The sequence below is a fragment of the Mycolicibacterium gilvum genome, assembly GCF_900454025.1.
Classification (GTDB): Bacteria; Actinomycetota; Actinomycetes; order Mycobacteriales; family Mycobacteriaceae; genus Mycobacterium; species Mycobacterium gilvum.
Genome location: NZ_UGQM01000001.1, coordinates 4,251,911 through 4,275,298 on the forward strand (window position 1 = coordinate 4,251,911; position 23,388 = coordinate 4,275,298).

Below are 23,388 nucleotides of genomic sequence, written 5' to 3' on the forward strand. Positions count from 1 at the left end.
GTGGCCATCAAGGATGACGCGGCAATGGACGAGGCATCACTGGGAATGCTCGAAGCCTCGCTGCGCAAGACCATGTCGTCGGCTTCGGGCCCCAAGCTCGACGCCGCGCTGACCGAACTGGGCTGGGCCGACATGCTCACCGAGGCGCCCGAGTTGGCGATCCCCCTCTACTTCCGCCTGCTGGGCGAAACGGGTTCGCACGCATCGATTCTCGTGGACGTCGTGCTCCATGCCACTGGCAACGCCATCGGCGACACGGTGGAGCTGCCTCTGCCGTATGCCGGCAACGCATGGGTGGTCTGGGACCGCATCAGCCCGGAGAGCCTGGACCCCACACTCGGTGGGCTGCCGCTGCGCCGCGAGGAGGAGGGGTATCCGATCCGGGTGGCCGAGGCCCGGGTGGCGGTCGGCTGGTGGCTGGTCGGGTCGGCGCGGGCGATGCTGGCGCTGGCGCGCCAACACGCGCTGGACCGGGTGCAGTTCGGCAAGCCGATCGCCGGGTTCCAGGCCGTCCGACACCGGCTCGCCGAGACGCTCGTGGCGATCGAGGGTGCCGAGGCGACGCTGTCGCTGCCGAGTGCGGACAACCCCGACCTGAGTTCGCTGCTGGCCAAGGCCGCCGCGGGTAAGGCGGCGCTGACCGCGGCCAAGAACTGTCAGCAGGTGCTCGGTGGCATCGGTTTCACCGAGGAACACGGTCTGCAGCACCACGTGAAGCGCACCCTGGTGCTCGACGGGTTGCTCGGCAGCTCAAGGGAACTCACCCGTCGCGCCGGTGCGGGCCTGCGGGCCCGCGGCTCCGTTCCGCGCCTCGCCCAGCTGTAGCTGCGTCGCACCGCGAGCGCGCGGGTCTGCACGGCAACACGCCGCGAACCGCGGGCTTGCGCGCTCACTCATACCTGCCGAGCGCGCGTGTCTGTACCCCGGCGCGCCAAGAATCGTGGCTGCGAGCGCGCGTTCGGCGCATCTGAGCGCGCGTGAAATGCCAAGAATGTCGGCGTGTCGCCGTGCAGACCCGCGCGCTCGCGATGCCCGCTACTTGATGTTGGCTTTCATCTCTTCGAGGTTCACCAGCACCGGCCAGCCGCCGACGCTGAGCGCATTGCCGTGACCCGTCTGGTGGACGTCGAAGACCGACTGGATGGCAGCGTAAAAGCCCTGCACGTCGAGCGTCTGGTTCACCGCGCGCTTGGCCTGCCGCAGTGCGAACGGCGGCATCTTCGCGATCTGCTCTGCCAGCGCACGGGTTTCGGCGTCGAGCTCGTCGCGCGGCACGACCTTGTTCACCATCCCGGTCGCGGCGACCTCGTCCGCGGTCATCGCCCGGCCGGTGAACAGGATCTCCTTGGCCTTGCGCGGCCCGAGTTCCCAGGTGTGGCCGTGGTATTCGACCCCGCCGATACCCATCAGCACGACGGGGTCCGAGAACTGGGCGTCGTCGGCGGCGACGATGAGGTCACACGGCCAGCACAACAGCAGACCGCCGGAGATGCAGCGTCCCTGAACGGCCGCGATCGACGGCTTGGGAACGTTGCGCCAGCGCAGTGTGTACTCCAGGTAGCGCTTGGCCTCGTGCTGGATGATGAACTCCAGCGTGATCTTGTCCGGAACGGGACCGCCACCGCGCAGATCGTGGCCGGCCGAGAAGTGCTTCCCGTTCGCCCGTAACACGATCACGGACACGTCGTTGTCCTCGGCGGCGCGCGTCCACGCAGCGTCGAGTTCGTCGAGCAGCTCGGGGTTCTGCGCGTTGGCGGCCTCAGGCCGGTTCAGCGTGATCGTCGCGATCCGGTCGGACACTTCATAGTCGATGTACACGGCGGTCCTCGGTTTCAGCAGGGACAGATGGCGGGCCGGCAGCTCAGAGAAAGACCTCTACCCGGATCAGCTCGATTCGGGCCTTCTGTTATCACCAAAATGAGAATACTATTCTCGTGATGAGGAAGTTACAATCTCTGACACGGTGGCCGAGAGGGGGTCGAGGACAGCAATGGCAAGACGTTCTCCGGTACAGTCAGTGCATGTTTTCCCCAGTCGGGCTGCGTCCGAGCCGCCGGTGACGACTCCCAGCGAAGAACCCGCCTGGAAGCAGCGCGCGGTCGAGCGCTCCATCAAGACCGCGAAATTGCGGGCAGCTCAGCGTGTGCAGCGGTTCCTGGACGCCGCGCAGGCCATCATCATCGAAAAGGGCAGCACCGACTTCACCGTCCAAGAGGTCGTCGACCGTTCGCGTCAGTCGCTGCGCAGCTTCTACCTGCAGTTCGACGGTAAGCACGAGCTGCTGCTGGCCCTGTTCGAGGACGCGCTCAGCCGGTCCGCCGAGCAGATCCGCGCCGCTACGTCCGGGCAGGAAAGTCCGATCGACCGGCTGAAGGTCGCGATTCAACTGCTCTTCGAGTCGTCCCGTCCTGATCCGTCGGCCAAGCGGCCACTGTTCACCGACTTCGCACCCCGCCTCCTCGTGTCGCACCCGTCCGAGGTCAAGGTTGCCCACGCACCCCTGCTCGCCCTGCTCACCGAGCTGATGGAAGAGGCCAGCGAGGCCGGCCAACTCCGCGAGGGCATCAACCCCAAGCGGATGGCGGCGATGACGATGCAGACGGTCATGTTCGTCGCGCAGTCCAGCGGCGAATACGACGAGAACGCCGCACACCCGATCACCGCCGACGAGGTCTGGGACTTCTGCGCGCACGGTTTCGCCGCCGGATAGCGCGAGAACCGCACCCTTACTCCCCGAGAGCATTGCTTTCGCGCGTGTAGATTCGCGCTTTCCGTTCTTCCGTCATGTCTTGACCAGGTCAGCACATGAGAGGACAGTTCTTCTCAGCAGAGAAGCACAGTTGCGCTGAGCGAGTTCGCCATTGACACTTGCGTGGCAGCGATGACACAGTTGTGAGACAAATTGCAGCCCGATGTCTTACGTAAGACTGATCCAGCGAGAGGGAGCCGTGACGATCAGCGCCGAGAACTCCGACGTGCACGACGCCGAGACCGACGAGTTGTACTACGACACCCAGAGTGTCGAACTGAACATGGACCCCTACGCGGTGTTCGCCCGGCTCCGCGAAGAGGCACCGCTCTACTACAACGCCAAGCACGACTTCTACGCGTTGAGCCGATACGAGGATGTCAACAAGGCGGTCATCGACCACGAGACGTTCATCTCGGGACGCGGAGCGCTGCTCGAGATCATCAAGTCCGGGATGGAGATCCCCCCCGGCACACTGATCTTCGAGGATCCACCGATCCACAACATCCACCGCAATCTGCTGTCGCGGGTGTTCACCCCGCGCAAGGTGCTCGCGCTGGAGCCGCAGATCCGCGAGTTCACCGCCCGCTGTCTGGATCCCGTCGTGGGCACCGGGAAATTCGACTTCGTCAAGGACCTCGGCAACCAGATGCCGATGCGCGTCATCGGCATGCTCCTCGGAATTCCGGAGGAGGATCAGCGCCGGGTCACCGACCACGGCGAGGCGACGCTCCAGAGCGACTCCGTGGACCTGATGGCGACCGGTGAGGTGTTCGCCGAGTTCATCGACTACCGGACCGAGCATCCGTCCGACGACATCATGACCGATCTGCTCAATGCCGAGTTCGAGGACGAGACGGGCACCCGCCGGAAGCTGCGCCGCGAAGAGTTGCTGATGTACCTGACGGTCATCTCGACGGCGGGCAGTGAGACCACCACCCGCCTGATCGGTTGGGCGGGAAAGACTCTCGCCGACTATCCCGATCAGCGCGCCGAGCTCGCCGCCGACCACAGCCTGATTCCGCAGGCGATCGAAGAGATCCTGCGCTGGGAGCCGCCGGCGCTGCAGATCGCCCGCTACGTCACCCGCGACGTGGAGTACTACGGCCAGACGGTCCCCGCCGGATCTGCGATGCTGATGCTCGTCGGATCGGCCAACCGGGATCACCGCCGCTTCCCGCCCGACGGCGACGTCTTCGACATCCATCGTGAACTGCGCTCCCACATGACGTTCGGGGCGGGAACCCACTTCTGCATGGGCAACGCCCTCGCACGCCTGGAGGGCCGCATCGCGCTCGAAGAAATCCTCAAGCGGTTCCCGACGTGGGAGGTCGACTGGCCCAACGCGGTCCCCTCCCAGACCACCGCAGTCCGCGGCTGGGAAACCATGCCCACCTTCGTCTGACCCGGCAACACTCGAAACCCCACCAAGACATGAAACCCCACCAAGACATAAGGAATCACTGACATGGCAGGACGCGTAGAAGGCAAGGTCGCTTTCATCACCGGTGCGGCACGCGGACAGGGACGTGCCCACGCGGTACGGCTCGCCGAAGAGGGCGCCGACATCATCGCCGTCGACATCTGCAAGCAGATCGACAGCGTGCTGATCCCGTTGTCCACGCCGGAGGATCTCGCCGAGACGGCCGATCTGGTCAAGAACGCCGGCGGACGCATCCACACCGCCGAGGTCGACGTGCGTGACTACGACGCACTGAAGGCCGCCGTCGACGCCGGCGTCGAGGAGTTCGGCAGGCTCGACATCATCGTGGCCAACGCCGGCATCGGCAACGGCGGACAGACGCTCGATAAGACGGACGAGCCCGACTGGGACGACATGATCGGTGTCAACCTGTCCGGCGTGTGGAAGACCGTCAAAGCCGGTGTGCCGCACATCCTCGCCGGCGGCAACGGCGGCTCGATCATCCTCACCAGCTCGGTCGGTGGCCTCAAGGCCTACCCGCACACCGGCCACTACGTCGCCGCCAAGCACGGCGTCGTCGGCCTGATGCGGACATTCGCGGTCGAGCTGGGCGCGCAGAACATCCGCGTCAACTCGGTCCACCCGACCAACGTCAACACTCCCCTGTTCATGAACGAGCCCACGATGAAGCTGTTCCGGCCGGACCTGGAGAACCCGGGCCCGGACGACATGAAGGTCGTCGGCCAGCTGATGCACACGCTGCCGATCGGCTGGGTGGAGCCCGAGGACATCGCGAACGCCGTGCTGTTCCTGGCCTCCGACGAGGCACGCTTCATCACCGGCGTCACCCTGCCCGTCGACGGCGGCAGCTGCCTGAAGTGACCGCGGCAGAGCTCGCCATCCCACCGGGGTGGGACGAGATCTCGCCGGGATGGATGACTTCGGCACTCGCACAGCGCTTTCCGGGCGCCGAAGTCGACAGTGTCCAGGTTGCACTGAGAGATGACGGCACCAATCGCCGGGCGCGTCTGGCACTGACCTACTCGGCCGGAGCCGGTCCGGCGACCGTGTTCGCCAAGGCGGTCGATCCTGAGCACGCGGACCTCGTGGCGCTCACCAGCGGTCTCTACCACGAGCCGCGACTCTTCTCCTCAGGAGTCGCGCTGCCGCTGGATCACCCGACCGTCTACACCGCGCTCATCGACGAGGATCGCCGCGACTTCCTGATGATCATGGAGGACGTGGTGGCGCGGGGCGCCGACCCGCGTGACTCCACCAGGCCGTTGTCGGTGGAGCAGGCCGCCGCGGGAGTGCGCGGCCTGGCTCGGTTGCACAGCGAGTACTGGGGCGAGCGGCTCTCCGCCCACCCGGACCTGGGGTGGGTGGAGCCGTTCGTCGCGTTCGAGGGTCTCGAGTACGCGCCGCTGCACATCGCGCACGAGCGACTCGGCGACTCCGTGCCTGCCGAGGTGCTGGCTCTGGACGGCACCGAGCTGTTCGTCGACGTATGGGCGCGCTACATCGGCACGCTCATGTCCTCGACACCGACTCTGCTGCACGGTGATCCGCACATCGGCAACACCTATGTGCTGCCCGACGACACCGTCGGGTTCCTGGACTGGCAGATGGTCCGGCGGGGCAGCTTCTCCCTCGACCTGGGGTACTTCCTGCAGGGCGCGCTCACGATCGAGGACCGCAGGGGTGCCGAACGCGATCTGCTCGCCGAGTACCGTGACGCGTTGCGGTTGCCGTCGCAGGAACGACCGAGCGCCGACGACCTCTGGTTGCGGTACCGGGCATCGGTCGCCCACGGGCTGGCGATCTGGATGGCGACCCTGTCCGGTGGAGACGCCTGGCAGCGCGCCGATATCTGCCTGGCATTCGCGCAGCGATACGCGGCGGCCTTCGTCGATCTGGACACCCGCGAGGCGCTTCGAAGCATCGGCGGCTGACGCATTCGGTGAATCCACCGTGATCTAGACGGTCGGGTGGTTGCATGGTTGTCCATGAGACGGCTCAACGGCATGGACGCCATGCTGTTGTACAGCGAGACCCCCAACCTGCACACGCACACGCTGAAGGTCGCGGTGATCGACGCAACCGGGTACAGCGCAGAACACGGCGGCGAGTACGGCTTCGACGCGTTCCGGCAGACCATCGCGCGGCGCTTGCATCTGCTCGACCGTTGCGGTATCGCCTGATCGACATTCCCTGGCGGCTGCATCACCCGATGTGGCTGCAGGACTGCCCTGTGGACCTCGACTACCACTTGCGTCGTGTACGGGTGCCCGCACCCGGTGGACGGCGTGAGCTCGACCGCGTGATCGGGGAGATCGCCAGCACGCCGCTGGACCGCACCCGGCCGCTGTGGGAGTTCCACTTCGCCGAAGGCATGGCCGACAACCGTTTCGCGTTGATCGGCAAGGTGCACCACACCCTGGCCGATGGGGTGGCCTCGGCGAATCTGCTCGCCCGCCTGATGGATCTGGCGGATGCCCCGCAGGACGAGCGCGACGATCCGCCGGCGGGATGCGACGATCCGTCCACCCTGGACCTGCTGCGGGAGGCGCAACTCGATCACGTCCGCAACATCGTCGAGTTGCCGAGCCTGGTCGCCGATGCGGCCAGGGGCGCGGCGCGCCTGCGCAGGCGCGCGAAGGAGCGCCGAGAGGTGCCCGGCCTCGCGAAGCCGTTCAACGCGCCGCCCACGTTCCTCAATCACGTCGTCTCCCCGGTCCGCACCTTCGCCACCGCGACCCTGGCGCTGTCCGAGGTGAAGGAGACCGCCAAACATCTCGGTGTCACCTTCAATGACATCGTGCTCGCCGTCGCCGCCGGCGGTCTGCGGGAACTGTTGCTGCGCTACGACGGTCGCGCCGACCGCCCGATCATGGCCACCGTGCCGGTGAGCACCGACAAGTCGACCGACCGGATCACCGGAAACGAGATCGGCGGGATGATGGTGTCCCTCCCCGTGCACGTCGACGACCCGCTGGAGAGGGTCGAATTGACCGCGGTGGCGACCACCAGAGCCAAGGAGAACAACGATCTACTGGGTCCCACCTTGCAGGGTCGATTCCTCGAATACCTGCCTCCGCCGTTGGCGCCCACCCTTTTCAGGGCCCAGTCCAAGCGGGCCGACCACAACCGTTTGATGAACGTGGCGATCTCGAATGTGCCGGGCCCCAGGCAGAGGGGCCATGTCGGGGGCGCACCGGTCAGCGAGATCTATTCCGTGGGTGTGCTTTCGGCGGGCGCCGCGTTCAACATGACGGTCTGGAGTTACGTCGATCAGCTCGACATCGCGGTGCTCTCCGATGACCGGACGTTCAACGATCCGCATGAGGCCACCGATGCGATGGTGCATGCGTTCGACGAGCTGCGGCGGGCGTGTGGACTGGCGCGGCCCACCACGGTCGACACCGCCATGGCGCCTGCGCCGGCGCCGCAGCCCTAGGTCAGGTTGAGCGCAGTTCGTTGCGCAGGATCTTGCCGGTGCTGCCGCGCGGAAGCTCGGCCAGGATCGTGATATCGCGCGGCACTTTGTAATTCGCGAGGTTTGCGCGGACGTGCTGCTTGAGGTCCTCGGGTGTCAGTCCGCTGCCGTCTGTCAGGACGACGAACGCCGCCAGCCGCTGGCCGTACTCGGCGTCCTCGACCCCCAGGACGGTCGCCTCGGCCACCTCGGGATGGGCCGTCAGCGTCTTCTCGACCTCGATCGGGTAGACGTTCTCCCCACCCGAGACGATCATCTCGTCGTCGCGGCCGACCACGAAGAGCCGGCCGGCGTCGTCGAGGTAACCGAGGTCACCGGACGCCATGAACCCGTCGTGAAAATCTTTCGTCGAACCCGAGGTGTACCCGTCGAAAAGTGTTCCGCTGCGGACGAAGATCTGCCCGACCTCGCCGGTCGGCAACTCGCGGTGTTCGGCGTCGAGGATCCGCAGCTCGGTCCCGTCGGCGGCCTTACCCGCGGTGTCGGGAGCGGCGCGCAGGTCTTCCGGCGTCGCCGTGGCGATCATGCCCGCCTCAGTGGCGTTGTAGTTGTTGTAGATGACGTCGCCGAACTGGTCCATGAACGCGGTGACCACGTCGGGACGCATCCGCGACCCCGACGCCGTCGCGAACCGAAGTGACCTGCCGCTGTAGCGGTTTCGCACCTCGTCGGGCAGGTCCATGATCCGGTCGAACATCACCGGCACCACCGCCAGCCCCGTCGCCCGGTACTTGTCGACCAGCCCCAGCGTCGCAGCGGGATCGAACTTTCGGCGCGTCACGATCGGGCATGCGAGCAGCGCGGCGAAGAGCAGCTGCGAGAAGCCCCAGGCGTGGAACATCGGGGCGGCGATCACGATCGGCTCCTCGGCGCGCCACGGGGTCCGGTCCAGCACGGCCTTGAGGTCACCGGAGCCGCCGCTGCCCGCGGACCGCTTGGCCCCCTTCGGACTTCCGGTGGTGCCGGAGGTGAGCAGGATGACGTCGCTCTTGCGGGTCGCCGGTTGCGGGCGCTGCCCCAGATGCGCGTCGATCAATGCCTCGACGGTCGCGGTCCCCGCCTGCGCCGGGTCGTCGACCCAGGCGACGATGCGCCGGGCGCCGGGGGTGTCTGCCAGTGCGCGATCGACGGTCTCGGTGAACTCCTGGTCGTAGATGACGATGTCGGCGCCTTCACGCTCGACGACCTCGGCCATGGCCGGGCCGGCGAAGGAGGTGTTGAGCAGCAGTACGTCGGCCCCGATGCGGTTGGCCGCCACGAGTGCTTCCACAAACCCGCGATGGTTGCGGCACATCACCGCAACCGTCTTCGGCTTCTCCTTCTGGAGGGCGACGCCGAGGGCGTCGCAGCGGTCGTCGAGCTGCTTCCATGTCAGGGTCCCGAGCTCGTCGATGATTCCGGGCCGGTCGGGACAGCGCTGTGCGGCGGCGGCGAAACCGACCGTCGCGGTCAGGCCCGCACGTCGCATGGCCAAGCCCATCCGCAGGTACCGGTCGGGGCGCATCGGGGCGATCAGCCGCGCCCTCCACAGCGTGGCCAGCAGGCCGAACTGATTTGCGGCCGAGCTCATCCCAGCACCGGGAAACGTCGTGTGCGGGCGAGTTCGTCGAGCGCCTTCTGCATCGTCGAGCGCACGTACTGGTCGACCTCGTCGATGTCGGGATCCTCACCGAACTGCGCGGTGATGTCGACGGGCTCGAGGACCTGAGTGACGATCTTCGACGGCAGCGGCAGATTCGGCGGGAAGATCACCGACAGACCGAACGGGAACCCGATGCTGATCGGCAGGATCTCCATCCGGGCCCGGGTCAGTCCGATCCGGCGGGCGATCGAATCTCCCCGTGCGAGGAACATCTGGGTCTCCTGCGCACCGATCGAGACCACCGGAACGATCGGAACACCCGTCTCCAGCGCGGTGCGGACGTATCCGGTGCGCCCGGCGAAGTCGACCTTGTTGGCCGTCATCGTGGGGCGATAGGAGTCGTAGTCCCCGCCGGGGAAGACCAGCACGACCGCTCCGGACCGCAGCGCGTCGGCGGCGTTCTCGCGGCTCGCCTCGATCACGCCGGCGCGACGCAACAGGTCACCGAGCGGGCCCATGAAAACGCCGTAGTGCGCCAGGGTGTAGAGGGGACGATCGAAGCCGAACCGCTCGTAGAAGGACGGCGCGAAGACCATGACGTCGGGGGTGAGCATGCCGCCGGAATGGTTCGACACGACCAACGCTCCGCCGGTGGCGGGCATGGAATCCATGCCGCGCACCTCGGCACGGAAGTACCGTCGGATCACCGGCCCCACCCAGTCGGTGATCTGACGGGTGAAGCCCGGGTCCCACTTGGTCGTCTCGGCGTGATCGTCGGACATGGTGACGGATATGATACTCTCCTGCAAAGAGAATGTCATATCCGCAGGTTGGAGGCCTAGATGCCGGCTACGTCCGGGACGGTGCTCGTCACGGGAGGCTTCGGCCTCGTCGGTTCGGCCACCGTCCGCCGCCTGGCCGAGCTCGGCCGCACGGTCGTCGTGGCCGATCTCGACACCCCCGCCAACCGCGCGGCCGCCGAGCGGTTACCAGCGGGAGTAACCGTTCGGTGGGCAGATCTAACCAATGCCGAGCAGACGTCGCGGCTCGTCGGCGAGGTGGCCCCCGCGGTGATCATCCACCTCGCCGCGATCATCCCGCCGGCGATCTACAAGAACCGCGCCCTGGCCCGCCGCGTCAATGTCGACGCCACCGCCACGCTGGTCAAGATCGCCGAGGCGCAGCCCCATCCCCCACGCTTCGTCCAGGCGTCGAGCAACGCGGTCTACGGCGCCCGCAATCCGCACAAGGCAACCGGTCCGGTGACAGCGGACACGCCGATGAAACACTCCGACCTCTACAGCGCGCTCAAGGCCGAGGCCGAGTCGATCGTGCGCGCCTCGTCGCTCGAATGGATCGTGCTGCGCCTCGGCGGCGTACTGAGCGTGGACCCGAAGGCGATCCCGTTCAATGCCGATGCGTTGTACTTCGAGAGCCTGCTGCCGACCGACAACCGGGTGCACAGTGTCGACGTCCGTGACGTCGCGTGGGCGTTCGCCGCCGCGACGACCGCCGACGCGGCGCGCGAGATCCTTCTCATCGCCGGCGACGAATCCCACATGCTGACCTACGCCGACATCACCCCGGCGTTGGCAGCGACCCGCGGCATCAAGGGCGGCCTGGTTCCCGGGCGCAAGGGCAACCCCGATGACGACGACGCCTGGTTCGTCACCGACTGGATGGACACCACCCGCGCTCAGGAAGTGCTGCAGTTCCAGCACTATTCGTGGCAGGACATGCTCGCCGAGGCCTCCCGCAACGCCGGTCCGTCGAAGTATGTGCTTCCACTGCTGTCTCCGCTGATCCGTGCTGCCCTCAAGCGCCGCGGCGCCTACTGGAAGCAACCGGGCCAGTACGCCGACCCGTGGGGCGCGATCAAGCGCCGGCTCGGCGATCCCGCACCGGACGCGTAGCGGTCAGGCGGGCCCCAGCGTCGGGGCCCCGTTGTCCGGGTGGAAGTACCAACCGCCGGCGGCCTCGGTGCCACCGTCGACGTGGATCGTCTGGCCGGTGATGTAAGACGCCATATCCGAGGCGAGGAAGACTGCCGCCGAGGCCATCTCGTCGACGTGGCCGGCGCGTCTCATCGGTACCATCCGGGCCACCGTGCCGGACAGTTCACCGAACGCGAGCTTCTGCAGACCCTCGGTCATGGTCAGATCCGGTGCGAGCCCGTTGACCCGGATGCCGTACGGCGCCAGCTCGAACGACGCGGTCTTGGTGTAGTTGACGACGCCGGCCTTCGCGGCCGCGTAGGCGGCATATCCGGGCGCGGCGCGGCTGCCCTCGATCGACGTGACGTTGATGACGCTGCCCGTCTGTTCCGCGGCGACGAGCCGCCGCGCGACCCTCTGGGTACAGAGCAGTACGTGCCGCAGGTTGCTGCGGTACAACGCATCCCAGCCGTTCTCCGAGGTGTCCAGCAGCGGTGAGTTGAACGTCCCACCGGCGTTGTTGACCAGGATCGACACCGTACCCAACTCACGCTCGGTGCGGTCGAGGGCGGTGTCCACGGCGGCGGCGTCGCGGACGTCGACCTCCAGCCCCAGACCTCCGATCGCGGCGGCCGCCGCCGCGCAGGTGTCGGGATCGCGTTCCCAGATCGCGACCGAGGCCCCGAATGCCGCCAGGCCCTGGGCGATTCCGCGCCCGATGCCCGCACCCCCGCCCGTGACGACGGCCACGCGGCCGGTGAGCAGGATGTCGGACGCGGTGATGGCCATGGCGGAAGGCTAGCGCGCCGGAGCGGTGCCGATGACGCCGTCTTCCTCGAGCCGACGGATCTCGTCCTCACTGCATCCGAGCTCGGCAAGGATGTCCCGGTTGTGTTCTCCCAGCAGCGGCGCCGGTGCGGTGTGCACCCGGTCCGGGCCCCGGCTGCTGCGGAACGGCAGCGTGCTGTGGGGCGTCGGTGGGTTCACCGGATGCTCGACCGACTCGAAGAAACCGCGCGCCGCCAGCTGTGGGATCTCGGTCTGCCGGTGGGGCTGCAACACCTTGGCCACCGGCACGTCACGGGTCCACAGCGCCTCGACGATCTCGTCGCGGGTCCGCTCGGCACACCACGCGGCGAGGTGACGATCGATCAGGTCGTGATGTGCGCGCCTCCCCGCGAACGTGCTCAGCTCGTCGTCGGTCGCCCACTGCGGGTCGCCGAGGGCGTCGCGCAGCCCCGACCACTGGTCGTCGGTGGTCACCGCGACGGCGATCCAGCTGTCGAGGCGTCCGAACTCGTCGATCTCGTTGGACAGGTACAGGTTCTGTGGCGCCGCGGTGGGGCCGCGGTTGCCGTCGCGTTGCAGCACTGCGCCGTACGCGGAGTATTCGATGACCTGCTCGGCCGCGACATTGAGCGCCGCATCCACCATCGCCGCCTCGACCATGCAGCCCTCGCCGGTGCGACGCCGGTGCTCGAGCGCGAGCAGGATCGCGTTGAGTGCGTGTACGCCCGCGTTGGGATCGCCCACCGAATACGGCTCGAACGGATTGCGATCGGGATAGCCGGTGAGCCAGCTGATTCCGGCCGCCGCCTCGATGACGTAGGCGAACGCCGGATTGTCGCGCCACGGACCGTCCAGTCCGAAGCCCGGCATCCTCACCATCACAATGTCGGGCTTGACCGCCTTGACCGCGTCATAGGTCAGTCCCATGCTCTCGGTCACCCGCGGGGTGAAGTTCTCGACGAGGACATCGGCGGTGGCGATCAACCGTTTGAGCAGATCTCGCCCGGTGTCGCTGGACAGGTTCAGCGTGATACCACGCTTGTTGGTGTTGAGCCCCGAGAAGATCGGCGAGCGCTCCCACCACTGGTCCTCGGTGACGGGGATGCCCGCGATCAGCCTGGTTCCGTCGGGGTGACGGGTGGATTCGACGTGGATGACGTCGGCGCCGAGCATGGCCAGCAGGTGCGTACAGCTCGGTCCGGCCCAGAACGTCGTCATGTCGACGACGCGAAGACCCGCGAACGGCAGGGTGTCGCTTCGCGAGACTGCGCTCACGGTAGCGCCGGCGGCCGCTTCACTACCGTGATGGCGGTTTCGCGAGCGGTACAGGTCGGTGTGTTCGCCCAGCCGCGGTGCCGGTTCGGGGTGGCGCAGCGTGGCCCCCGATATCCGATACGGAGCGGCGGGCTGGGTGAAGCCGTCGCGGGGGTTGACGATGAAGGACTCCCGGGCGGCGAAGTGATCGAGGGACTCGACGTTCGCCCCGTTGGCGACCGGTGCATTGGGAATCCGGAACGCTGTCGCCAGGTCGCGGATCTCGTCGACGGTCTGATCGGCCACCCAGGCGTAGAGCTCCTCGGCCTTCTCGTTGGCCTGCTGCGTGATCGACAACGGGGAATCCTCGTCGATCCACTCGACGTGACCGGTCATCGCGCACAGGTCGAACCACTGCTGGGCGGTGCCGCAGCCGATGTCGACCAGCCCGTCCTTGGCCCGGGCGATGCCGGGAACCGTCAGCCTGCGCGCGTCACGCCACGGCCGGCCGAGCATCTCGTAGTAGCTCACCGGGTAGTAGGTGAGGCCCAGCACCGAGGTCTCCAGCATCGACAGGTCGATCAGCTCGCCGCCGCCGCGCAGCCGGGACGCCAGGGTCGCGGCACTGGCGTAGGCCCCGGCGAGATACTCGCCGACCTGCCCGCCGACGTAGACCGGCGCCCGGTCGGGTGCGCCGCGGCCCAGTCCGACGATGCCGCCCGACCACGCCTGCAGCGTGAATTCGGTGGCGGCGCGGTCGGTCCAGGGGCCGTCGAGGCCGAACGGCGTGATCGCGGTGACGGTCAGATGCGGGTGGCGGTCCCGGATCGCGCCGGGTGTGAAGGCGTCCTGCGCGATTCCGGGACCTCTCGACCAGATCACCGTGTCGGCGCCGGCCAGCAGCTCGTCGACGAGGTCGTCGTCGGAACCCGGCTCGGCCACCACGCTGCGCTTCGAGCACGCCAGATAGGAGAACAACGCACCGTCGGTGCCGTCGATGATGTGCGCACCCGAGGCCGACCATGCGCGCAGCGGATCACCCTGCGGCGGCTCCACTTTCACGACCTCGGCACCACCGTCGGCGAGCAGCTTGGTGCAGTAGCCGCCCGCGATGCCGCTGGACAGGTCGACGACGACGTAGCCGGCGAGGGGTGGTTCAGGCACAGGCGGCACCGGCGCCCTAGTCCTTGGCTCGGTTGCGCTTGCTCAGCCGGAACTCCGGCGGGAACTTGCTGTCATTGTCGTTGACGGCGGCCGACAACCCGCTGTCGATCGACTCGAACATGTCGAGATCCTCGTCGCTGTCGTTGGCGACGCCGTTGCCCATCGACTCGAAGAACGCCGACAGCAGGCTGCCCATGTACTCGCCCTGCTGCTGCTTGAAGATCTCGAAGAACATCTTCTGCTGAAAGACGGTGTCGACGGGGCGGTTCCGCGCACAGGCCAACGCGTACTTCTGCGTCTCGGCCTCCAGCTGGTCGCGCTCGACCACCTTGTTGAGGAAGTTGCAGTCGTACATCTCCGCGGCGGTGAACGGTCGCCCGGTGAAGACCATCTCCTGAAACTTGCGCAGGCCCATCATCTGCACCCAGGTCCACATCCGTGGACCCCAGCCGTGGTAACGGAACGACGGGTGCCCGAACAGCGCGTCGTCGGAAGAGATCACCAGATCGGCATCGGCGCACTGGTAGAAGTGCCATCCGTAGCAGTAGCCCTTGGCTTCGACGATGCTGATCTTCTTGAAGTCCTGCAGCGCACGGTTTCCGGCCTGGGAGTTGGCGTACCAGGCGCTGATGGTCGCGCCGTTGCGGAACGTCCCCTTCGGCGGGTAGGTGACCTCACCGACCCCGTCGTCCTCCAGCCGCAGCTCGGCCAGTCGGACCGCCGGGTTGTCGTTGCCCTCCATGAACTCCGGGAGATCGGCGCCGCTGCCGAGGTTGTCCCCGACGCCGCGGATGATCACCACCTTGACGTCGTTGTCGGCGTTGGCGGCGCGCAGCACATCGGCATAGCGCAGACGTGCCATGGACGTCGGCGCGTTCAGGAACTCGGGACGGTTGAACGTGATCGTCGCGATCTTTGTCTTCGGGTCCTTCTCGTAGAGGATGATCTCCTCAGGCGTGGGCCGCTCCGCTGCGGAAGGCGACGGTCGCTCAGCCATGGACAGCCTCTCTGTAAGCCGGTGCGGACGAGAGGATCTCGGCGCCGTCGGGGGTGATCAGAACCGCGTCGCGGGTGAACACGGCGCCCACGCCCTCTTCCCACACGTAGGCCGTGACCGCAAGCACCATGCCCGCCTCGAGGTTCTCGGCATCGGCGGACGCCCGCAGTGCCGGGGACACCACCGGCGGGTCGAAACCCAGACCGAGGCCGTGCGCCACCGGCATCGCCGGAAGGCGCTCGCCGGCCGCCTCGTAGGCATCCAGCAGGCCGCTCGTGGCCCTACCCGGCCGACAGGCCTCGATCAATTTGTCCCACAGGTCGTCTCGGCGCCGGTACAGCGCGCGCACGGCATCGGTGGGCTCTCCGACATGCAGGGTGCGTGCCACCTCGGCGACGTATCCGTCGGCCAGCACTCCCGCCGACACCGCGACCAGATCACCGTCACGCACCCGGCCGTCCCCGCCCGCGCGGCGCCAGGGATGGTCCTTCGACGTCACCCAGGCCGCATCCTGTGTCGCCGGGGTGCTCACCCCGCCGGCGGCCTCGGCTTCGAGCACCGCTCCGGCGAGGGCGTTCTCGGTGGTGCCCGGTGCGAGCGCCGCAGCGCCGGCGGCCAGTCCTTCCTCGGCGACCACGAGAGCGCGTCGCAGGGCCTCGATCTCCTGTGGTGTCTTGATACGACGCGCGGCCTGCATGGCCTGCTCGGCGTCGATCAGCTCTGCGTTCGGGAACGCCATCGGCAACAGTTTGGCGAATGTCGGTGTGAGCGCATCGGTTCCGACTCGGCGGAAGGTGTCGGCGCCCTTGATGTTCTTCAGGATGCCGACCAGGGTCATCGGGTTCCATGCGAACCCGTACAGGTTCTCGTGCGGGATCTCCTCGGGGATGCCCTCGTCCCAGGTGCTGTTGAGGTGGATCTCGCCGGTGGCGCGCACGAACTCACAGATCGGCCCGAACGGACGTGTTCCGACGACCCACAGTTGCGGGGCGCCGGAGATGTATCGGACATTGGCCTGGCGGCCGAGCACCAGGATGTCGATGTCGTGCAATTCCATCTGCTCGAGCGCGCGCTCGCGGCGGCTGAGCCGAAGCGCCCGGCCGTCGGCCTCGATCTCAGTTCCCACCGGTCACCTCATAGGGGTCATACGGATACGAAGTCAACGGCATCCAGCCGCCGTCGGTCACCACCACGATCTCCTCACCGCGATAGCCGCCGGTGCCGTCCTCCCAGACGACGGGTTCGAACACCAGCAGCATGCCGTCGGGAAACACGAAGTTGTCGTCCCACTCCTGGCCGAGATCCGTTCCGATCATCGGCATCTCGGCTGCGCCGGTCCCGATGCCGTGGCCGAGGTAGAAGTGCGGAAGCCACGGCTTGTGTCCACCGGCGGCGGCGGTCGCGGCGCGCCCGAGGTCGCCGCACGTGGCGCCCGCCTTGGTGACCGCCAGCACCGCGTCGACGATCTCGGCCCACTTCTCGAACTGCCTCTGCTGCGCCGCCGTCGGATCCTGCCCGACGATCCACGTACGACCGTGGTCGGAGCAGTAGCCGTGGTAGGCGATCGAGACGTCCGTCCACAGCACATCGCCCTGGGACAGTTCACGCTCGGTGGTCAGCAGGGGCAGAGCCAGATCACCGGTGGTGGTCCAGGTGCTGTCCGCTTTCGACGCCGGCATCGCCTGCCAGATCGAGTCGAACATGTTGGTGGTCGCGCCGAGTTCGAAGGTCCGGCGCACGAATTCGGCGGAGAGGTCGATCTGACGCGCCCCCGGGGCGAGCGACTTCTGGATCTCGGCGACTGCCTCCTCGGTGATCTGGCAGGCGCGTCGCACACACGCGATCTGGTCGACCGTCTTGACCAGTTTCGCCGCGCCGACCACCGGCGCGGCGTCGACGGGCGCACTGGGGAACAATGCGGTGCCCGCTCGCCGCATCGCACCGGTCAGCTCGTCGGTCGCGATCGTGGCGCCGGCCGGGATCAGACGGGCCAGGATCTTGCCGAATTCGGAGACCCCTTCGTCGAATTCGAGGTAGACCGGCCCGTGCAGGTGGTCGTCGGGCAGATCCGACTCCATCGCCGCGCCCTCGCGGAACGGCAGGAACAGATGCGGGTGCTCGTCATCGGCGAGCACGACCGCGATCGGGCGTTCGACGTGCGACAGGCCTGCATCGGCGAGCGGCCAGCTGATTCCGGTGGCGTACATGACGTTTCCGTTGCCGAGCAGAACCAGCGCATCCACGCCCTGATCGGACATCGCCGCGTGCAGACGCGCACCGACCTCCCGGCGCATCCGCGCGAAGTCGGGCTCGGTCGGGATGTCCAGCCAGGTGTAGCCGGTCCGGGCGATCTGGGTGACCCCGGAGTGAGTGGAGGTGGTCACAGCCCCAGGAACCTCTGCACGTTCGAGCTGACGATCTTGACCGCGGCCTCCGGTCCGACCGCGTCGACGACGGTGGCCAGGGACTTCTCCGAATAGCCGAAGGTGCTCTCGTTGTGGGGGTAGTCGCTCGACCACATCACGTTGTCCACGCCGATGCGGTCGATCAACTGGAGTCCCAGCGGGTCGACCATGAACGATGCGCTCATGTGGTTGGCCCAGTAATGGTTCACGTCGTGCTGCAGTTCGTGGTTGAACATGTGCCGGTAGGACGCGAGCATGTGCTCGGCGTCCTGCAACGCGGTGGGCACCCACGCGATGCCGCCCTCGAACCAGCCGATCTTCAGCGACGGATGCCGATCCAGGATGCCGGAGAACACGTACTTGGCGAACTGTTCGCGGAACGAGTCGACGTTGACCATCATCCCGACGACCACGCTGTTGTTCTGGCACGGTGTCTTCGGTGGCGTCTCGCCGATGTGATGGCTGACAGGCAGCCCGGCGGCCTCGATCTCGTCCCAGACCGCGTCCATGGACGTGCTGCCGTAGTCGTAGATGTTGCCCTCGTCGTCCTTGCCGGGGTTGAGCGGCAGCAGGAACGTCTTCAGCCCCAACGACTTCAGTTCTTCGAGGGTGCTGCGGGTGCCCTTCGGGTCCCACCAGTTGATCAGCCCGACGCCGTAGAAGTGCCCGTTGGACCGTTCCTGCAGATCGGCGATGTGCTCGTTGTAGATCCGGAACACGCGCTCGCGCAGGGCTTTGTCCGGGTAGTGGAACAGGGCGAGCACCGCGTTCGGGAACGCCAGTTCCTTGTCGATGCCGTCTTCCTTCAACTCCCGGATGCGCGCCTCGATGTTGTTCGACGCGGCGCCGGCGAGATCGTCGTACTGCATCAGCACGCGGCCGAAGTCCCCACCGGTCCAGGCTTTGCCCTTCATGCCGACCATGTACGCGCCGTCCTCGTACCAGATGCGCGGCGCCGCACCCTTGAGCTCTTCGGGGAAGCGCTCGTAGAAGATGTCGTCGGCCACCGAGATGTGATTGTCGGCCGAGAAGATGACCGTGTCGGCGGGAAGACCGGTGACGGCGCCGGTCGAGTGGCCGTGGCGGTGCTTGGGTGCGCCGAATCCCTCGGGCGGATAGAGGGTCGGGGGGTGGGCGGGCGACGGCACTGTCGGGGTGGACATCGTTGGTACTCCAATCGGGCTGTGGGAGAAGGCTGTTACCAGGTCACCGGTAGTTCGTAGACGCCGTAGGCGAGGCGGTCGTGCTTGAAGGGCACTTCGTCGATCGGGATGGCCAGTTTCAGCGTCGGGATGCGGCGCAGCAGGGTGTGGAACACGATCTGCAGTTCGGCGCGGGCCAGTTGCTGACCGACGCACTGGTGCCGCCCGTAGCCGAAGCCCAGCTGCTGGTTGGCATCGCGGGTCAGGTCCAGTTTGTCCGGCTCGGGGTAGGCCTGCGGATCCCAGTTCGCCGGGGCGAGATCGAGGATGATGCCCTCCCCCGCACGGATGGTCTCACCGGCGATCTCGATGTCCTCGATCGCCACCCGGCGCTGCCCGTTCTGGATGATCGACAGGTACCGCATGAGCTCTTCGACGGCATTGGCGATGAACTTCGGGTCCTCCGAATCCCGCAGCAACGCTGCCTGTTCCGGGTTCTCCAGCAGCGCGCAGATGCCGATGCCGATCATGTTCGCGGTGGTTTCGTGGCCGGCGATCAGCAGACCGGTGCCCAGCTGAGCGGCTTCCTTGACGCTGATCTCACCGGCGGTGACCCGCTCGGCGAGGTCGGACACCGCGTCCTCGGCGGGATTGGCCTGCTTTTCCTCGACCAGGTTGATCAGGTACTGATGCAGGCTCATCGCGCCCTTCTGCATCGCATCCGCTGCCGCGTAGCGTGCCAGCCCGGCGTTGGCGTGCTCCTGGAAGAACTCGTGGTCGTCGTAGGGCACGCCGAGCATGTCGCTGATCACCCGGGTCGGCACCGGCAGCGCGAGCTTGGCGACGAGGTCTGCCGGCTGCGGGCCCGCGAGGATCTCGTCGATGCACTCGTCGGTGACCTCCTGGATCACCGGACGCAGCGCCTCGACGCGGCGGAAGGTGAACGGCTTGGACAGCATCCGGCGGAACCGGGTGTGCTCCTCGGCGTCGGAGGTGAACACCGACCGCGGACGCTTGTTCACCGTCGCGAGCATGTGCTCGTTCCAGTGCGGAAAGCCCTCGATCCGGTCGTCGACGCTGACCCGCGGGTCGGCGAACAGCGTGCGCGCCGCCTCGTGTCCGGTGACGAGCCACGGTGTGGTTCCGTTCCAGATCCGGACCCGGGACAGGGGTTTGACGGTGTTCATGTCGAGCATCTGCCGCGGCGGCGCGAACGGGCAACCGGCCGAGCGCTCCATCGGGTACTCGGGAACCGACACCGTTTCCTGCGCCAACGTCTCTGTCATCTCACTCCTCGATGTGAATGGCCATGGCCGGGCATGCGGCCGCGGCGTTACGGGTCTGTTGGGCGTATTCGGGTCCGGGTTCGGGATTGCGCAGCTCGACCACTCCGTCGTCGTCGCGCTGATCGAACACCTCCATCGCGTTGAGCACGCATTGACCGGAGGAGACGCACTTGTCCTGATCCACGGCGACCCGCATCAGGGGCGCTCCGTCACCGGCGCGTGCCACAGCCCGATGATTGCGTCGATCAGGCCCGTCGCCGCCGCCTGCCACGACGCGCGGGGCACCGGCGACCCCTGGGCCAGCAGTCGCTCACGGTCCGCACAGCTGTGCATCAACAGATTGCGGCCCATGATGTTTCGCTCGACCCGCACGTCGACCGGCAGATCGGGCAGGCAGCCGTTGATCCCGTCGAGCACCCGAACCAGTGACGGTGAGGACAACGCGTCCTTGACGATCATGTTGTGGTAGGCGGGGTCCGTCATCACCTGCGCCGCGAATCTCGCATACCAGGTCGGATTACCCAGGGCGGCAAGATGATCGGTCAGCGGACACACCAGCGCGGCCACCCAGTCGCGCATGTCTCCCGACGCGCCGATGGCGGCGACCCGCTGCTCGCGCAACTCCTCGATGGGGCCGCGGTGCTTGTGCTCGATCGCACGCACCAGGTCCGCCTTGGTGCCGAAGTGATAGCCGACGGCGGCGTTGTTGCCCTGCCCTGCGGCTTCACTGACCTGCCGGTTGGACACCGCGAACACGCCGTGCTCGGCGTACAGCCGTTCCGCCGCCTTCAGGATCGCCTCTTGGGTGCCGGTCGCGCGATCGGCGCGCACAGTCCTCGCAGTCGTCACCCTGTCAGTGAACCGCGTCACACCGGGTAAGTCAAGCGACTGCTTTAAAAACGGCGCGTTTGATGTTACGGCGGCGCCGTCTGGCACTACTGCTGGTCCTTGGGTTTGCGGACGATCACCTTCCCCGCGACCGTGCCGCCGTCGATCGGCAGCACGGTGCCGGTCACGTAGCGCGACCGGTCGGTGGCCAGGTAGAGCGCCGCCTCCGCGACGTCGTCGGCGGTGCCCTCGCGTTTCAGCGGACGGTCGTCACGCATCTGTTGCCGGATCCTCGCCTCGAACTTCTCCAACCGCTCACGGTCCTCGTCGGTGGCCGACGACGCGAGGATCGGCGTCGGGATGTTCCCGGGGGCAAGACAGTTCACCCGCACCTCGTAGTGCGCGAGTTCGATGGCCGCGCACTTGGTGAAGTGGATGATCGCAGCCTTGGACGCCCGGTAGGTCGACACGCCGCCCCCGGCCTGGATGCCGCCGATCGACCCCAGGTTGATCACCGACCCGCCGCCGTGGTCGGCCATGTGGCGGGCGGCATCGCGGGTCCCGGCCATCACCCCGAGCAGATTGACCCGCATGACGCGGTCGAATTCCTCCAGGTCCTCGTGGAACAGTCCTTTGCGCAGCGGGCTGGAGATGCCCGCGTTGTTCACCATCACGTTCAGCGCCCCGAAGGCCTCGACCGTCGAGGACACCAGGTCCGCGACCTGCGCCTGGTCTCCAACATCAGTGTGCCGGTACACCGTCGTCGCGCCGGCCTCGTTCAGCTCACGGACCAGCGCTTCACCGAGGTCGTCGCGGACATCGGCGATCACGACCGAAGCGCCCTCGGCAGCGAACCGTGCCGCGATACCCCGCCCGATCCCCGACGCACCCCCGGTGACGACAGCGACCTTTCCGGCCAGTTCGGTCATCTCTGCTCCTCAAAGAAATTCAGTAACAGCTCATTGACGGCGCCAGGCTGCTCGATCTGCGGACAGTGCCCCGCGCCGTCGATCACCGCTGAGCGCGCGCCGGCGATCTGGCCCGCGATCTCGGCCGCCCAGCCCTTGGGCAACAGCTTGTCCGCGCCGCCCTCGATCACGAGCGTCGGCACCGTGATGCGTTCGTAGGCCCGCGAGCTGCTCGGGGTCGGCGGTGGCTCAAGGCCGGGCCGCCGGAATCGGGCCGCCGCCAACGATTCCCAGGCGCCCGGCGCAATGCTGGACTCGTAGCGACGGCGCACGTACCCGTCGTCGGCCGGATACGACGGATCGGCGAACAGGGCGGTGACGATGCGCCGCATGCCCTCGAGGGTCGCGTCATAGTCGTAGAGCGCACTCACGTGTTCGTTGCGCTGGATCTCCCCGCCGCCGCAGATGGCGACCAGGCTGCGCACCGGCAGGACAGGCTTGTCGGAGGTCGCGTCGACCAGGAGGTTGATCGCGCCCATCGAGTTGCCGACGAAATGCGCCGTGGCAACGCCCATCACGTCGCAGAACCGGGCGATGTGGCGGATGCGCATACCCCGGCCATCGGTGAAGTCGACGACCTTGGCCGATCCGCCGAAGCCCAGCATGTCCGGGGCCAGCACCCGGTAGCGCGACGCCAGCGCGTCGATGGTGGCCTCCCACCCGAGCGCGGCGTCGGCACCGAACTCGCCGCCGTGCAGCAGAACGATCGGATCTCCCTGTCCCGCTTCCAGATACGTCGTTCTCAGACCGTCCACCAGCACCTCGCGCCGATCGGTCACCTCGCCTCACGGTTCGTCTGGGCGAAGGCGAGCACCTGGGCGGCCAGCAGTTCGAGCTGGTTGGCGACCGCCTTGCCCTGATCGGTGTCCGCGAGATCGCCGGAGGGATCCCAGATCGGATCGGCCGAGTTGATCGCCACCCCCAGTGGGGTCGGCCACGCCCGCAGCGCGTGCCCGATGCTGCGCAGCTGCGTCAGGGTACCGACGGCGGCCTGCCACCCGTAGGCGCAACTGATGCACCCCCACGGGGTGTTGTCGAGATAGACGCGAGGGTCCTCGCGCAGGTCCTCGATGTAGTCGAGCGCGTTCTTCACCAGCCCGGACACCGCCCCGTGGTAGCCGGGTGAGCCGACCACGACGGCGTCGGCGTCCCGCAGCGATTTGACCAGTTCCAGTGCGCGCGGGGTCCTTTCCAGCTCGTGGGGCGCATACATCGGCAGATCGAGATCCTCGGCGGCGAACAGCCTCGTCCGGCCACCCTGCTTCTCCACCGCCGTCAGGCAGTAGCGCAACGCGCGCTCGGTCGACGAATTGGCACGCAGGGTTCCGCCGAGACCGACGATGAACGGCTGAGTTGATGTCACGGTATCCC

General features: G+C 67.2%; 21 protein-coding genes and 1 pseudogene. 7 read left to right on the top strand and 15 right to left on the bottom strand.

Features of this window, described 5'->3' with window-relative positions:
- Positions 1 to 24 precede the first annotated feature (24 nt).
- The gene (locus tag DYE23_RS19805; protein WP_041788485.1) at positions 25 to 825 is read left to right on the top strand and encodes an acyl-CoA dehydrogenase family protein; all 801 of its coding nucleotides are present in this window, start codon (positions 25 to 27) and stop codon (positions 823 to 825) included.
- Between the two features lie 210 nt (positions 826 to 1,035).
- Here DYE23_RS19805 and DYE23_RS19810 read toward each other — a convergent pair whose 3' ends face one another.
- Positions 1,036 to 1,818 carry an enoyl-CoA hydratase gene (locus tag DYE23_RS19810; protein WP_115327970.1) on the bottom strand — a complete coding sequence of 261 codons (783 nt, stop codon included), beginning with the start codon at positions 1,816 to 1,818 and terminating at the stop codon, positions 1,036 to 1,038.
- Between the two features lie 172 nt (positions 1,819 to 1,990).
- On the opposite strand from DYE23_RS19810, the gene DYE23_RS19815 reads away from it, so the two are divergent.
- The 5 genes and pseudogenes from DYE23_RS19815 (at position 1,991) to DYE23_RS19835 (ending at position 7,629) form a co-directional block, all read left to right on the top strand.
- Positions 1,991 to 2,710: a TetR/AcrR family transcriptional regulator gene (locus DYE23_RS19815; RefSeq protein ID WP_011893312.1), complete on the top strand. Its 720-nt coding sequence runs from the start codon at positions 1,991 to 1,993 to the stop codon at positions 2,708 to 2,710.
- Between the two features lie 322 nt (positions 2,711 to 3,032).
- Positions 3,033 to 4,154: a cytochrome P450 gene (locus tag DYE23_RS19820; RefSeq protein WP_235660602.1), complete on the top strand. Its 1,122-nt coding sequence runs from the start codon at positions 3,033 to 3,035 to the stop codon at positions 4,152 to 4,154.
- 63 nt (positions 4,155 to 4,217) lie between these two features.
- Positions 4,218 to 5,054, top strand: coding sequence for a mycofactocin-coupled SDR family oxidoreductase (locus DYE23_RS19825; protein ID WP_011893310.1), 837 nt, complete (start codon positions 4,218 to 4,220; stop codon positions 5,052 to 5,054).
- Positions 5,051 to 6,124 carry a phosphotransferase gene (locus DYE23_RS19830; protein WP_115327972.1) on the top strand — a complete coding sequence of 358 codons (1,074 nt, stop codon included), beginning with the start codon at positions 5,051 to 5,053 and terminating at the stop codon, positions 6,122 to 6,124. The genes DYE23_RS19825 and DYE23_RS19830 overlap by 4 nt, the downstream gene beginning before the upstream one ends.
- A 54-nt stretch (positions 6,125 to 6,178) precedes the next feature.
- Positions 6,179 to 7,629: pseudogene (locus tag DYE23_RS19835) on the top strand (WS/DGAT/MGAT family O-acyltransferase).
- 1 nt (position 7,630) lies between these two features.
- On the opposite strand, the gene fadD12 reads toward DYE23_RS19835, so the two are convergent.
- Both fadD12 and DYE23_RS19845 read right to left on the bottom strand, forming a co-directional pair.
- Positions 7,631 to 9,238: an acyl-CoA ligase FadD12 gene (fadD12, locus tag DYE23_RS19840; protein ID WP_115327973.1), complete on the bottom strand. Its 1,608-nt coding sequence runs from the start codon at positions 9,236 to 9,238 to the stop codon at positions 7,631 to 7,633.
- Entirely contained in the window at positions 9,235 to 10,071 is an 837-nt protein-coding gene (locus tag DYE23_RS19845; protein WP_011893306.1) for a lysophospholipid acyltransferase family protein, read from the bottom strand. The genes fadD12 and DYE23_RS19845 overlap by 4 nt, the downstream gene beginning before the upstream one ends.
- Before the next feature lie 21 nt (positions 10,072 to 10,092).
- On the opposite strand from DYE23_RS19845, the gene DYE23_RS19850 reads away from it, so the two are divergent.
- Positions 10,093 to 11,163, top strand: a complete 1,071-nt coding sequence (locus DYE23_RS19850) for an NAD-dependent epimerase/dehydratase family protein (RefSeq protein ID WP_013471223.1) — start codon at positions 10,093 to 10,095, stop codon at positions 11,161 to 11,163.
- A 3-nt stretch (positions 11,164 to 11,166) separates the two neighbouring features.
- On the opposite strand, the gene DYE23_RS19855 is transcribed toward DYE23_RS19850, so the two are convergent.
- The 12 genes from DYE23_RS19855 to DYE23_RS19910 all read right to left on the bottom strand — a co-directional run bounded on the left by DYE23_RS19855 (position 11,167) and on the right by DYE23_RS19910 (position 23,380).
- Positions 11,167 to 11,973: an SDR family NAD(P)-dependent oxidoreductase gene (locus DYE23_RS19855; RefSeq protein WP_011893304.1), complete on the bottom strand. Its 807-nt coding sequence runs from the start codon at positions 11,971 to 11,973 to the stop codon at positions 11,167 to 11,169.
- Positions 11,974 to 11,982: 9 nt separating this feature from the next.
- Entirely contained in the window at positions 11,983 to 14,400 is a 2,418-nt protein-coding gene (locus DYE23_RS19860) for a CaiB/BaiF CoA transferase family protein (RefSeq protein WP_115327974.1), read from the bottom strand.
- Between the two features lie 7 nt (positions 14,401 to 14,407).
- Positions 14,408 to 15,388 (bottom strand): enoyl-CoA hydratase/isomerase family protein, encoded by a 981-nt coding sequence (locus DYE23_RS19865; RefSeq protein ID WP_099961475.1) that lies wholly within the window; start codon positions 15,386 to 15,388, stop codon positions 14,408 to 14,410.
- On the bottom strand, positions 15,381 to 16,514 hold the full coding sequence (locus DYE23_RS19870) for a M24 family metallopeptidase (protein WP_115327975.1): 1,134 nt from the start codon (positions 16,512 to 16,514) through the stop codon (positions 15,381 to 15,383). The genes DYE23_RS19865 and DYE23_RS19870 overlap by 8 nt, the downstream gene beginning before the upstream one ends.
- On the bottom strand, positions 16,504 to 17,772 hold the full coding sequence (locus DYE23_RS19875; RefSeq protein ID WP_115327976.1) for a M24 family metallopeptidase: 1,269 nt from the start codon (positions 17,770 to 17,772) through the stop codon (positions 16,504 to 16,506). The genes DYE23_RS19870 and DYE23_RS19875 overlap by 11 nt, the downstream gene beginning before the upstream one ends.
- A complete protein-coding gene (locus DYE23_RS19880; RefSeq protein WP_011893299.1) occupies positions 17,769 to 18,956 on the bottom strand; it encodes an amidohydrolase family protein in 1,188 nt (395 codons plus the stop codon). Before DYE23_RS19880 ends, DYE23_RS19875 begins: the two co-directional genes overlap by 4 nt.
- A gap of 35 nt (positions 18,957 to 18,991) precedes the next feature.
- Positions 18,992 to 20,221: a cytochrome P450 gene (locus tag DYE23_RS19885; protein WP_013471219.1), complete on the bottom strand. Its 1,230-nt coding sequence runs from the start codon at positions 20,219 to 20,221 to the stop codon at positions 18,992 to 18,994.
- Between the two features lies 1 nt (position 20,222).
- A complete protein-coding gene (locus tag DYE23_RS19890) occupies positions 20,223 to 20,417 on the bottom strand; it encodes a ferredoxin (RefSeq protein WP_013471218.1) in 195 nt (64 codons plus the stop codon).
- Positions 20,417 to 21,070 (bottom strand): TetR/AcrR family transcriptional regulator, encoded by a 654-nt coding sequence (locus DYE23_RS19895; RefSeq protein WP_172527816.1) that lies wholly within the window; start codon positions 21,068 to 21,070, stop codon positions 20,417 to 20,419. The genes DYE23_RS19890 and DYE23_RS19895 overlap by 1 nt, the downstream gene beginning before the upstream one ends.
- A gap of 86 nt (positions 21,071 to 21,156) precedes the next feature.
- Complete coding sequence (locus DYE23_RS19900; protein WP_013471216.1) at positions 21,157 to 21,978, bottom strand: SDR family NAD(P)-dependent oxidoreductase; 822 nt, start codon at positions 21,976 to 21,978, stop codon at positions 21,157 to 21,159.
- Positions 21,975 to 22,796 (bottom strand): alpha/beta fold hydrolase, encoded by an 822-nt coding sequence (locus DYE23_RS19905; RefSeq protein ID WP_115327978.1) that lies wholly within the window; start codon positions 22,794 to 22,796, stop codon positions 21,975 to 21,977. The genes DYE23_RS19900 and DYE23_RS19905 overlap by 4 nt, the downstream gene beginning before the upstream one ends.
- Positions 22,793 to 23,380: an NADPH-dependent FMN reductase gene (locus tag DYE23_RS19910; protein ID WP_013471214.1), complete on the bottom strand. Its 588-nt coding sequence runs from the start codon at positions 23,378 to 23,380 to the stop codon at positions 22,793 to 22,795. Before DYE23_RS19910 ends, DYE23_RS19905 begins: the two co-directional genes overlap by 4 nt.
- Between the last annotated feature and the right edge of the window lie 8 nt (positions 23,381 to 23,388).